This window comes from Pseudomonas sp. Ost2, from assembly GCF_018326065.1.
GTDB lineage: Bacteria > Pseudomonadota > Gammaproteobacteria > Pseudomonadales > Pseudomonadaceae > Aquipseudomonas > Aquipseudomonas gingeri.
In genome coordinates, this window is record NZ_AP021904.1 from 1,726,852 (window position 1) to 1,738,635 (window position 11,784).

9 protein-coding genes are annotated in these 11,784 nt (G+C 62.4%); 4 read left to right on the forward strand and 5 right to left on the reverse strand.

The window, feature by feature from the left end; genetic code table 11:
• The first annotated feature begins 11 nt into the window (after positions 1-11).
• The gene (locus KI243_RS07605; RefSeq protein ID WP_017127782.1) at positions 12-563 is read left to right on the forward strand and encodes a redoxin domain-containing protein; all 552 of its coding nucleotides are present in this window, start codon (positions 12-14) and stop codon (positions 561-563) included.
• A 78-nt stretch (positions 564-641) separates the two neighbouring features.
• On the opposite strand, the gene KI243_RS07610 is transcribed toward KI243_RS07605, so the two are convergent.
• The 3 genes from KI243_RS07610 to KI243_RS07620 form a co-directional block, all read right to left on the reverse strand.
• On the reverse strand, positions 642-1,922 hold the full coding sequence (locus tag KI243_RS07610; protein WP_042936076.1) for an outer membrane protein transport protein: 1,281 nt from the start codon (positions 1,920-1,922) through the stop codon (positions 642-644).
• Between the two features lie 145 nt (positions 1,923-2,067).
• A complete protein-coding gene (locus KI243_RS07615; protein ID WP_017127784.1) occupies positions 2,068-2,550 on the reverse strand; it encodes a hypothetical protein in 483 nt (160 codons plus the stop codon).
• Between the two features lie 267 nt (positions 2,551-2,817).
• A complete protein-coding gene (locus KI243_RS07620; RefSeq protein ID WP_003204606.1) occupies positions 2,818-3,042 on the reverse strand; it encodes a hypothetical protein in 225 nt (74 codons plus the stop codon).
• Positions 3,043-3,969: 927 nt separating this feature from the next.
• Between KI243_RS07620 and KI243_RS07625 the strand changes: the two genes are divergently transcribed.
• Both KI243_RS07625 and rmuC read left to right on the forward strand, forming a co-directional pair.
• Complete coding sequence (locus tag KI243_RS07625) at positions 3,970-4,293, forward strand: hypothetical protein (protein WP_042936079.1); 324 nt, start codon at positions 3,970-3,972, stop codon at positions 4,291-4,293.
• A 192-nt stretch (positions 4,294-4,485) separates the two neighbouring features.
• The gene (gene rmuC, locus KI243_RS07630; protein WP_167331655.1) at positions 4,486-5,850 is read left to right on the forward strand and encodes a DNA recombination protein RmuC; all 1,365 of its coding nucleotides are present in this window, start codon (positions 4,486-4,488) and stop codon (positions 5,848-5,850) included.
• 400 nt (positions 5,851-6,250) lie between these two features.
• Here rmuC and KI243_RS07635 read toward each other — a convergent pair whose 3' ends face one another.
• Positions 6,251-9,721, reverse strand: coding sequence for a hybrid sensor histidine kinase/response regulator (locus KI243_RS07635; RefSeq protein WP_017127788.1), 3,471 nt, complete (start codon positions 9,719-9,721; stop codon positions 6,251-6,253).
• Between the two features lie 122 nt (positions 9,722-9,843).
• Complete coding sequence (locus tag KI243_RS07640; protein ID WP_212810664.1) at positions 9,844-10,392, reverse strand: TetR/AcrR family transcriptional regulator; 549 nt, start codon at positions 10,390-10,392, stop codon at positions 9,844-9,846.
• Positions 10,393-10,483: 91 nt separating this feature from the next.
• Here KI243_RS07640 and KI243_RS07645 point away from each other — a divergent pair, with 91 nt between their 5' ends.
• Positions 10,484-11,680: an MFS transporter gene (locus KI243_RS07645; RefSeq protein ID WP_103032789.1), complete on the forward strand. Its 1,197-nt coding sequence runs from the start codon at positions 10,484-10,486 to the stop codon at positions 11,678-11,680.
• Positions 11,681-11,784 lie beyond the last annotated feature (104 nt).

Genomic DNA, 11,784 nt, shown 5'->3' on the forward strand with positions numbered 1-11,784 from the left:
GGACGCTGGATATGGCGATGCGCTGGCTGGTGGTACCTGCGATGTTGATGGCGGTGTCGGGAGTGGCACTGGCGGCCGATTGCCCCGAGTTGCTGCAGGGGCAATTGCCGAAGCTGCGGGCCAAGGAGTCCATCGACTTGTGCCAGAAGTTTGCCGGCAAACCGCTGGTGATCGTCAACACGGCGAGCTTCTGCGGTTTCGCCCCGCAGTTCAAGGGCCTGGAAGCGCTGTATCAGCGCTACAAGGGGCAGGGCCTGGAGTTGATCGGTGTGCCGTCGGATGACTTCAAGCAGGAGTCCAAGGACGGTGCCGAGACGGCCAAGGTCTGTTATGTGAACTACGGCGTCACCTTCACCATGACCGAGCCGCAGGCGGTCCGGGGCAGTGATGCGACACATCTGTTCAAGGTGCTGGCCGAACAGGCTGGGGCGCCGAAGTGGAATTTCTACAAGTACGTGGTGGATCGCCAGGGCAAGGTGATCGCGCATTTTTCCAGCCTGACCAAGCCGGATAACCCGGAACTGATCGAGGCGGTGGAAAAGGCCATTGCGTCGAAGCCGTGAGACAACCGGCCAATAAAAAACCCCGCGAGTGCGGGGTTTTTTCTGTTCAACCGATCAGCCGTTCAGGCTTGCGGGGGATCAGAACTTGTAGGTCGCGCCCAGGCCGTAGCCCCATGCGCTGTTTTTGTAGTCGGCGCTGTAGCTTGCCAGTGTGTTGCTTTTGTTGACGCTGACTTCTTCTTCCTTGAGGTAGGAAATGGCTGCGTCGATAGTCAGGTTGTCGTTGATGGCGTAACCCAGGCCAGCACTGATGATGGTACGGTCGCCGGTAGGAATGCGCGGCGAACGATCAGTGTTGTTGGTAGGTGCCTGGTCGAAAGTCAGACCGGTACGCACTACCCACTGCTTGTTCAACTGGTACGAAGTACCCAGTGCATAGGCCCAGGTGTCGTGCCAGTTCTGCGGTTCGCTGATGGTGCCGAACAGGGTAGGAGCCAAGCCGACCGGGGAGGACGCCGTGACACCTTGGTTGTTGACGGTGATGTCCTTCAGGCGGCTCCAGCGGGTCCAGGTAGTACCCGCGTAGACTTTCCAGGCATCGTTGATGTCCTGGGTGACCGACAGGTCATAGGATTCAGGCGTCTCGATTTTCAGCGAGGCGTCATAGCGGGCGCTTTGCAGCAGGGCGCCAGGAGTACCGGCACCCGCCGTGATATCAGTATGGCCGTCGAGCTTGTACTTCACTTTCGAGTGATAGGTCAGGCCTACGCGTGTGCTGTCGGTCGCCTGAACCAGGATACCGGCGTTGAAACCCAGCGCGGTGTCATCGCCCTTGATTCTGACATTGGTATCGCCAAATGCCGGGTTGAGGGTCAGATCCGACTGCAGTTCGCCAGAGATGCGGTTGATGGTCGGACCGAAGCCGATCGATACCTTGTCGTTGAAGGCATAGCTGATCGTCGGCTGCACGGTGACAACCTTGACTTCGCTCTTGCTGCCGAACCCGCGACCCTGGAAGCCGCCTTCATAGTCGGTCACCAGACCGAACGGGGCATAGATGCCGACACCGGCGCTCCATTGATCGTTGATCTGGTTGGTGTAGAAACCCATTGGAACCGACGTGAACGGAACCATGTCGCCGTCGTTGCTACCGCGAGAGCGGCCGCCGGCGTTCTTGATATCGGTCTTGGCGTCGATGGAGGCAACACCGACAGTGACTTGCTGGCCCTTCAGGCGGGACATACCGGCAGGGTTGCCATAGACAGTGCTTGCATCATCGGCAGAAGAGGATCGACCCGCAAAACCAGTACCCATCCCGCTGATGCTCTGCTCGTTGAGGGCAAAGCCACTCGCGAAAAGCTGGGTGGATGCCAGGGTAACGGCGAGGCTGAGTGTGGTCTTGAGCATTACTTTTTTCATTATTAGAACTCCGTGGTGATCACCGAGGCGGAAATTACCAACATTTTCGCTTCGGCGCTATAGGCTGTATCGCAGGAGATAGAGCGGTTTTGTAGGACAATCCGACCAAAATCGGTAGTATTTTGCCGATATCGAAGGAGGACGATTAACAGGCGACAAAACTGACCGATGAGTCACAATTTTTCCAGGCGCGGGTGAAGTCGCGCAAACGTCCCTGTGGCTGGAAGATCTGTCGCCAGATTCGCGCCATGCCGAGCAGGTCGTCGGCGGCAGGAAGGCGCAGTTGTTGCTCCTCGATCAACAGCCAGGCAATGGCCGTGGCGTAACGCAGGTTCACGGTGAGTTCGAGGTGGGGGCTGCTGAGGAAGGCATGTTGGCTGGCGAGGCCGCGAACCAGGCTGGCGAGTTCGGGGTCGAGGGCCAGGTAGTGGTCCCAGAGTGCGGCATGACGGTTTTCACCGATGCGGTACAGGCCGTGGCCGCGACGGTTGTGCAGGGCCGAGCCCAGGTCCGATTGGCTGGCGGCGATGCCCAGCAGCAATGCTTCTGCGGTCTGGCTGTGACGGCCCAGGTACTGCAAGGTCGGGCGAATCACATAAAGGCGCAGTTCCCTCGCGGCAATACCCATAACACCCTCAAACTTATTATTGGCCGGCGAGACCTGGCGCTTGGCAGCGGTGGATCGATCAGGTCTGCCGGAAGCGGCTCAGACCGCTTGAGTTGAAGTGTAGTGTCATATCTTTGCTGTAAAGGACTGTTTTTAAAATATTTAAAACGTGCAGCCGGAGCTTATATATTTATTCGTGATTAGGACGGCGAGCAAAATCGCGAAACTTCAGGCAATAAAAAGCCCTGCTTCATGGGCAGGGCTTCTGGAGTGCGGCGGGTTCGAACTTCAGGCAACCAGTGCCTGACGGGTGCGTTCGATCACGGCCTGCAGCGGCTCGGCGCTGGAATACTGATCCGGATACAGGCGTTCGCTGTGACGGGCGATGCCGTGTTCGTTGACCAGGGTGAAGCTGAAGCAACCTTTGCGAGCGGCCATGATCAGGCAGTTCATCGGTGCAAAGGCATTGGTTAGGGTGCGAATGGCATCCTGAGCATGGATTTGAGTGGACATAGTTATTAGGTGTTCCTACAAATGACACGGTATCTGAACCGCGCAACGTTAAAACGTTCCAGTAACGCCGAACCACCATTGGTCGGACGAAGAACCTGACTGGAACAAAGCAGCCAGTTTGCAGCGCTTGAAATAAGTGGCGCTTGGGCTGGCAGGTAGGTACTTAGGAGGGCAGGCAATCACAACAGGGGCAAAGGTTCTGGGCCCGGGGTGAAGATCCTGATCAATTTGCAGGTTGGTTCGGTCAGAGTAATAACACCTGGCAACACCCTTTGCTTTCGATTCAAAGGCTGTGTTGTCGCAAGTTTTACCTGGAAACCATCGAGGTGGTCGGCCCCTTTTTTCAGCCGCTGATTCCTTTGCAGGACGCTTGCCGGGGGACGTGTTCGACCAGAATTGACTTTCAGCTTGGTACTAACGGTGCGGATACTATCGCATCGAGTCGGGGAATGGAAGGGGGATGATGAAAAAACTCGGGCCCCGCGCAGAGGGCAGGGCAACGGGGCTCTAGCCCCTGCCTCGACCGCTTGTCGAGACGTTTGCCGCGGTGCCGCGCCCGATTTTGCCCGCTTGTGCAAAAAAGGTGCGTCGATATAACCGTCAAAGTATGACTTGTGCACATTATTGGCCCGCCTTGTCACCTCGTTGTCATCTTCCGGTTCAGGCCCTCGAATGCCTGTATCGGAAATACAAGTCAATGAAAAATATCGTATTTTTTTATTGGTGAAAAAATCGACAGTTTGACTGCGAGCCCCATTCCATGGGGGTTTGCGGGGATTAAAGAGTGGTTGTCCACTGAGTTATCCACAGCTTCTGTGGATTGTCCCAAGCGCTTGCTCTAGCACGGGCATATGACGTTTTTTCGACTTTACCTGAGCGGAAAAAAGAGTAGAGTGGCGCGCCCTGCGATCTACCCTACTGTCAGATATGAAGTTTCGCTCAAGCTCACCAACCCTATCTTCCTCCAATACTATTTCAACCGAACCGAAGCGTTTTTCCCTGCGTGTCGCGCTCTGGTTGCTGGACAGCCCGAGCCTGGGTCACAACCCCAGCGTCAAGCACTTCGCCGGGCGCTTGCTGAAACAGCCGGCTCGCGAGGGTGTGGTGCTGGCCCAGCGCCGATTGGGGCAACTGATGTGCCGTGATTGCGGGAGTGCCCGGGACCAGCGTATCGGCCATGAGTTGCTGCGCCAGGCCGCGCGCGCCGGTGACCCGGTGGCACGGCGCGAACTGGACCTGCGCGAAGACTGAGCTGTCCCTGGCGGAGTGGGTTCGCTACCCTTGACCCTTTGAGTCCGGCCCTGGTGTCGGCGGCTAACGGGAGTGCTTATGGCGTTGGATCTGACCAGTCTGTTGCTGGGTGTGGCGGGGGCGGCGCTGCCGTTGCTGGCATTCGTCTGGCAGTTGCAGCGCCGTGGCAGTGCGGCGCAGGCGGAACTGGCCTTGCTGGACGAGCGCCTGAGCACCGCGCAGCTGGCCCAGGACGGTCTCAATGCGCAGCTGGATGCCTGTCGCGACGAGGTCAGTGACCTGGGCCAGGCCAATGCCGCGAGGCAGGCGGAGCTGGCGGCAACACGACGGGAAGTCGAGTTGTTGCAGATCGAACGCGACAATGCCCGTGATGCGGCCCATGCCTGGAATCTCGAGCGCAGCAACAAGGAAGCCGAATTGCGTCGCCTGGACGCCCAGGCCGCCTCGCTGAGTGCCGAACTGCGTGAACAGCAGGACAGCCATCAACAACGCCTGGACGACCTGCAAGGTTCGCGGGACGAGCTGCGCGCGCAGTTTGCCGAACTGGCCGGAAAGATCTTCGACGAGCGCGAGGCGCGGTTCGCCCAAAACAGCCAGGAGCGTCTCGGGCAATTGCTCGACCCGCTGAAGGAGCGCATTCAGTCTTTCGAAAAACGGGTCGAGGAAAGCTACCAGGCCGAGGCTCGCGAGCGCTTCTCCCTGGGCAAGGAGCTGGAGCGCCTGCAGCAACTGAACCTGCGCCTGAGCGATGAAGCGACCAACCTGACCCGCGCGCTCAAGGGCCAGAAGACCCAGGGTAACTGGGGTGAGCTGATTCTCGAACGGGTCCTGGAACATGCGGGACTGGAGAAGGGGCGCGAGTACCAGACCCAGGTCAGCCTGAAGGGGCCCGATGGCGAGCGTTTCCAGCCGGATGTGCTGATCCTGTTGCCGGGCGACAAGCAGGTGGTGGTGGACTCCAAGGTCAGCCTGACCGCCTATCAGCAGTACGTCGGCGCGGACGACGAGGTGATCGGTCAGGCGGCGCTCAAGCAGCATGTGCTGTCGCTGCGCAATCATGTCAAAGGTCTGGCCGGCAAGGACTACAAGCGCCTGGAGGGCCTGCACAGCCTCGATTTCGTGCTGCTGTTCGTGCCGATCGAGGCGGCCTTCTCGGCAGCCCTGCAGGCGGAACCGAACCTGTTCCAGGAGGCTTTCGATCGTAATATCGTGATTGTCAGTCCGACCACGCTGCTCGCCACCTTGCGGGTTATCGACAGCCTGTGGAAGCAGGAGCGCCAGAGCCAGAATGCCCGGGAAATCGCCGAGCGGGCCGGCTGGCTGTATGACAAGTTCGTGCTGTTTATCCAGGATCTGGATGAGATCGGCGGTCGTCTCCAGCAACTGGACAAGGCTTACGCCGCGGCCCGCAACAAGCTGACGGAAGGGCGCGGCAACCTGATCAGCCGCAGCGAACAGCTGAAACTGCTTGGCGCCCGCGCCAGCAAGAGCCTGCCGGCGGACCTGCTGGAGCGGGCCATGACCGATGAGGAAGGTGCATTGCAATTACCGGAGTAGGTCGCCAGCGCGGGCACGATTCTGGGGAGCTGGCTTGCCAGCGATGACGATGCCAGCCGCGCCGCCGCTTTCGCGGGCAAGCCCGCTCCCACAGGATGGAGGCTCATCACGAACTATCGCCCAGCCTGGAACCCTGTAGGAACTGGCTTGCCAGCGATGACGAGGCCAGCCGTACCGCCGCTTTCGCGGGCCAGCCCGCTCCCACAGGCTGGGGGCTCACCACGAACTATCGTCCAGCCAGGGACCTTGTAGGAGCTGGCTTGCCAGCGATAACGATGCCAGCCGCGCCGCCGCTTTCGCGGGCCAGCCCGCTCCCACAGGATGGGGGTTCACCACGGACTGTTGTCCAGCCTGGAACCCTGTAGGAGCTGGCTTGCCAGCGATAGCGTCGGTGAAGCTTTCAAAGCGGCAGATGCCGGCTCAGCAAGGCCCGTAGCGCCGCCGGCTTCACCGGTTTGGCCAGGTAGTCGAGCCCGGCCCCGTGTACCTGGGCCACCGTCTCCGGGCGACCGTCGGCGCTGATCACGACGCCGGGCAGCGGTTCGTTCAATCGCGTGCGCAGCCAGGCCATCAATCCGGTGCCGGTCTCGCCGTCATCGAGGTGATAGTCCACCAGCGCCAATTGCGGGCGAATACCCTGTTCCAGCAGTGCCGTGCATTCCTGACGATTGCGCGCGGTCCAGACCTGGCAGCCCCAACGGGTCAGCAGGCTGTGCATGCCGATCAGGATGCTGTCTTCGTTGTCGACACACAGCACCTGCGCCCCGCTCATGACGTGGCCGTTGTGGGGCGCCGCCTTGTTGGCTGTCGCCACGCGGCCACGGGCCAGGGGCACGCTGACGCTGAAGACGCTGCCCCGTCCCGGCCAGGAGCGTACCTGCAACTGGTGCCCGAGCACCCGACACAAGCCGTCGGCAATCGCCAGTCCGAGTCCCAGGCCCTTCTCGGCGCGGGTCTGATGGCTGTCGAGGCGCTTGAATTCCTCAAAAATCACCTGGCGCTTGTCTTCGGGAATGCCCGGACCGCGATCCCACACCTCCAGCAGCAGTTGTTCGCCGCGCCGCCGCACACCCAGCAGCACCGGTCCCCTGGCGTAGCGGAAGGCATTGGTGAGGAAGTTCTGCAGGATCCGCCGCAGCAGCTTGATATCGCTGTGGATCTGCAGGCGGCTGCCCCGCACGCGGAATTTCAGGCCCTGTTCCTGGGCCAGGGCCTTGAACTCCGCGCCCAGGGTGTCGAACAGTTCGTTGAGGGCAAAGGGTTTCGCGTCCCGGGTGATCTTGCCGTTTTCCAGGCGCGAGATATCCAGCAGGTCGCTGATCAGGTCTTCGGCCGAGCGCAGTGAACTGTCCAGGTGCTGCACCAGTTGCTGGGCCTCGCCGGACAGGCCGTCTTCCTGATGGGAGAGTGCCGCGGAAAACAGTCGCGCGGCGTTCAGGGGTTGCATCAGGTCGTGACTGACCGCCGCGAGAAAGCGGGTCTTGGACTGGTTGGCCGATTCGGCGGTGCCCTTGGCCTCGGTCAGCGCGACGTTGAGTTGCGACAGTTCATGGGTACGCTCGGCGACCCGTTGCTCCAGGCCTTCATTGGCTTCGGTGAGGGCCTGCTCGGCCTCGCGGAACGCGGTGATGTCGGTGAAGCTCATGACAAAACCGCCGCCCGGCATCGGGTTGCCGATCAATTCGATCACCCGGCCATTGGGGAACAGTCGTTCGGACGTGTGCGCCCGGCCCTGGCGCATCCAGTGCAGGCGCCGGGCGACGTGGACCTCGGCCTCGCCGGGGCCGCAGAGGCCGCGCTCGGCGTTGTAGCGGATGATGTCGGCAATCGGCCGGCCGACGCTGATCAGGCCGTCGGGATAGTTGAACAGCTCCAGGTAGCGACGGTTCCAGGCCACCAGTTTCAGTGACTGATCGACCACGCTGATGCCCTGGGTGATGTTCTCGATGGCGCCCTGCAGCAGGGCGCGATTGAACTGCAGCACCTCGGAGGCTTCGTCGGCGATCCGGACCACGTCCTCCAGTTGCATTTCCCGGCCTTCGATGGCGGCTTTCACCACCGCCCGGGTCGAGGATGCGCCGAGGACACCGGCCAGCAGGCGCTCGGTGTGGGCGATCCAGTCGCTGTCGGCGTTCTGGTTCGGGTTGAAGCCCTTGCCCTGTCGATAGGCGAAACGGATAAAGCTCTGGCGCGCGCGCTCGTCGCCGACAAACCGCGCGGCGAGGGTCAGCAGGTCTTCGATCTGTACCGCCAGCATCGAGCGGGCGCTGGGGCGGGCGTTGATTTCCTGGCCGATGAAACGCCCAGCCTGCCAGTGCTCCGAGACGCGGGTCCGCGACAGTACCGAGACCCAGGCGAACAGGGTGAAGTTACCGGCCAGCGACAGCACCACGCCCTGGGTAAGGGGCGTGATGGGCAGGTTCAGCGGGTTGCCGTGCAGCCAGGCCAGGCCGGGGAAACTGCTGAGCGACCAGCCCAGGCTATGGGCGGCGATCGGCAGGATCAGGGTATAGAACCAGAGGAAGGTGCCTGCGGCGATACCGGCAAACACGCCGCGGCGGTTGGCCTGTTTCCAGTACAGCGCCCCGAGCATCGCCGGGGCCAGCTGGGTCACGGCGGCAAAGGCGATCTGGCCGATGGTCGCCAGGCTGGCGGTGGAGCCGAGCAGGCGATAGCTGACATAGGCCAGCAGCAGGATCACCACGATGCTGATGCGACGCACCGACAGCATCCAGTGGCGGAACACTTCGAATGGCCGCTCGGAATTGGTCCGGCGCAGCAGCCAGGGCAGCAGCATGTCGTTGGAAACCATGGTCGACAAGGCGACGCTGGCGACGATCACCATCCCGGTGGCCGCCGAGGCGCCGCCGATAAAGGCCAGCACGGCCAGTGCCGGATGCGCCTGGGCCAGTGGCAGGCTGATGACGTAAGAGTCGCGCAGGACCTCGGCGGGCAGCATCATCCGCCCGGCGAGGGCAATCGGCACCACGAACAGGGCCGCGAGGATCAGGTAGGCGGGGAACACCCATTTGGCCAGTCGCAGGTCCTGGGGCTCGATGTTTTCCACCACTGTGACGTGGAATTGTCGTGGCAGGCAGATGATCGCCATCATCGCTACACCGGTCTGCACCACCATGGAGGGCCAGTTGACCGTTTCCTTCCAGTACTCGGCCAGCAGTTCCGAGGTCCTGGCCTGGTCGAACAGATCGTCGAAGCCGTCGTAGAGGCCGTAGGTGACAAAGGCACCCACCGCGAGAAAGGCGAACAGCTTGACCAGGGACTCGAAGGCAATCGCCAGCACCATGCCGCGGTGGTGCTCGGTGGCGTCGAGGTTGCGGGTACCGAAGACGATGGTGAACAGCGCCAGCACCAGGGAGACGATCAGCGCCGTGTCCTGGGCCCGCACGCCCATGGCGTCGGCCCCGGCGCCGATCAGCAGGTTGACCCCGAGCACGATGCCCTTGAGCTGCAAGGCAATATAGGGCAGTACCCCGACCAGGCAGATCAGCGCGACCACCACCGCCAGGGATTGCGACTTGCCGTAGCGGGCGGCGATGAAGTCGGCGATCGAGGTGATGTTTTCCTGTTTGCTGATCAGCACCATCTTCTGCAGGACCCAGGGCGCGAACACCAGCAACAGCACCGGGCCCAGGTAGATCGGCAGGAATGCCCAGAGCTGGTCGGCGGCCTGGCCGACCGCGCCGAAGAAGGTCCAGCTGGTGCAGTAGACCGCCAGTGACAGGCTGTAGACCCAGGCGCGCACCCGCGGCGGCAGGGGCGCGCTGCGGCGGTCGCCGTAGAAGGCGATGGCGAACATGATGGCCATATAGGCCAGGGCGACGGCGGCGATCAGCCCGCTGGACAGCGACATGGAAACTCCCGGCAAAAGATATCCCGAGGGCAGTCCGGCCCTGGCGCTACAGTCTCGCACGATGGCCGGGCGGCGTCAGTGTCGACCAAGGTCGAGCGTGGCCGGGTGTCGCAGTCGATGGTTCAGCCGCGCAGGGCGATGTCGATCTGCTGGTGCAACTCCTCGACACTCAACGGTGCGCTGGAGAACAGGACGCGGAACACCGTCGGGGAGACGATCAGGTTGATCAGGTGATCGACGCTGGGCAGCGGCACGACGGCCTGGCGGTAGCGATCGAGGATGATCTGCAATTGCCCGCCGAGGATCTCCACGCAATAACAAGGCCTGGAGGCGCTGTTCTGGACGTCGCGCATCAGGTTGCGTCCCGGCTCCGAGCTGATCTCATCCAGGTACTGCTCGGCCCAGGCGCGCAGGTCGCCCGGCAGGCTGCCGGTGTCGAGCGGTTCGCGATCCGGTTGCAGGCGCGCGAGGGCCACGTCCGCCAGCAACTCCGAGAGATCGCCCCATCGCCGGTAGATGGTCGACGGCGTGACACCGGCCCGCGCGGCGATTTGCGGGACGGTGAGGGTCGAGCGGTCCTGCTCTTCAAGGAGCGCACGGACCGCCGCATGAATCGATTCCTGCACCCGGGCACTGCGGCCACCGGGGCGGATACTTTCTTTGATTGCCATGGATAAAACCTTAACACAAAGAATTTGCTTTAAGCGAAAGTCGGTAGCACACTGCGCAAAAGCAAAACATTAGCTTTTGTGGAGAGCGCTTATGTCCAGCCGTGCCGAAATGCCCGTTTCAAGCCGTTCCGGCCTGGTGTTCCTGTCGATCACCTTGCTGACCTTTCTCGCGGCATCCAGTGCGCCGACGCCGTTGTACCACCTGTACCAGGAGACGATGGCATTTTCCGCCGCGACCCTGACCCTGATCTTCGGCGTCTATGCCCTGAGCCTGCTGGCAGCCTTGCTGACGGTCGGTTCGTTGTCGGATCACCTGGGACGCAAGCCGGTGATCTTCGGCGCGCTGCTGCTGGAAATCGTCGCCATGGGCTTGTTCATCGGCGCCGACAGCATATCGTTGCTGATTGCCGCCCGCATCCTGCAAGGCTTCGCCACCGGGATGGCCACCAGCGTACTGAGTGCGGCCCTGCTGGATCGCGACAATCGCAAGGGGCCGTTGGTCAACAGCCTGGCGCCGTTGCTGGGCATGGCCTGCGGGGCCTTCGGCGCCAGCGTGCTGGCCGAGTTCTGTCCACGGCCCACGCAGTTGGTGTACGAGTTGCTCCTGGCGTTGCTGGTGCTCCAGGCCCTGTATGTCTGGCGCCTGCCGGAAAGTGTCAGCGCGCAGCCGGGGGCGCTGGCGTCGTTGCGCCCGACCTTGCATGTCCCGCCACAGGCCCGGCGGGCGCTGTGGTTGTCGTTGCCGGTGGATATCGCGGTCTGGGCGGTGGGTGGCTTCTACTCTTCGCTGGCGCCGTCATTGGTACGCGCCGCAACGGGCTCGACCTCGAACCTGATCGGCGGTGGCCTGGTGGCGATCCTCACCTTGAGCGGGGCGGCGGCCATTTTCAGCTTGCGCGAGCGTCCGGCGGACAAGGTCCTGCAACTGGGGGCCGGCTTGCTGGCGGTGGGGGTCAGCCTGATCCTGATGGCTGTGCACGAGGCGAGCCTGGCGCTGTTCTTTGTCGGCACGCTGGTGGCGGGCAGCGGTTTCGGTGCCGGTTTCCTTGGCGCCTTGCGCAGCGTGGTACCCCTGGCATTGCCCCATGAACGGGCGGGCCTGATGTCGGCGTTCTATGTGCTGAGTTACCTGGCCTTCTGCCTGCCGGCGTTTCTGGCCGGGAGCCTGAGCCGCACCTTCGGCCTGATCGCCACGACCCAGGGCTACGGCGGGATCTTGATCGTGCTGTCGGTGGCCGCGCTGTTGGCGTTGCGGCTGCAGCGCCCGGCAAAGACCTGCCCCGCCTGAGGGCCCGGGCAGACGGCGGGCCGGCCGGCGAGCGCTAATTGAAAGCTGCGGGGAGGGGGGCAGGTCAGTCTGGTACGGATCCCACATCCGATTTTCCTAGGTCG

Excerpts from the sequence above, each read along its gene's own strand:
- KI243_RS07605 (WP_017127782.1), top strand. The coding sequence starts at position 12 with ATGGCGATGCGCTGGCTGGTGGTACCTGCGATGTTGATGGCGGTGTCG.
- KI243_RS07610 (WP_042936076.1), bottom strand. The coding sequence starts at position 1,922 with ATGAAAAAAGTAATGCTCAAGACCACACTCAGCCTCGCCGTTACCCTG.
- KI243_RS07615 (WP_017127784.1), bottom strand. The coding sequence starts at position 2,550 with ATGGGTATTGCCGCGAGGGAACTGCGCCTTTATGTGATTCGCCCGACC.
- KI243_RS07620 (WP_003204606.1), bottom strand. The coding sequence starts at position 3,042 with ATGTCCACTCAAATCCATGCTCAGGATGCCATTCGCACCCTAACCAAT.
- KI243_RS07625 (WP_042936079.1), top strand. The coding sequence starts at position 3,970 with ATGAAGTTTCGCTCAAGCTCACCAACCCTATCTTCCTCCAATACTATT.
- KI243_RS07635 (WP_017127788.1), bottom strand. The coding sequence starts at position 9,721 with ATGTCGCTGTCCAGCGGGCTGATCGCCGCCGTCGCCCTGGCCTATATG.
- KI243_RS07640 (WP_212810664.1), bottom strand. The coding sequence starts at position 10,392 with ATGGCAATCAAAGAAAGTATCCGCCCCGGTGGCCGCAGTGCCCGGGTG.
- KI243_RS07645 (WP_103032789.1), top strand. The coding sequence starts at position 10,484 with ATGTCCAGCCGTGCCGAAATGCCCGTTTCAAGCCGTTCCGGCCTGGTG.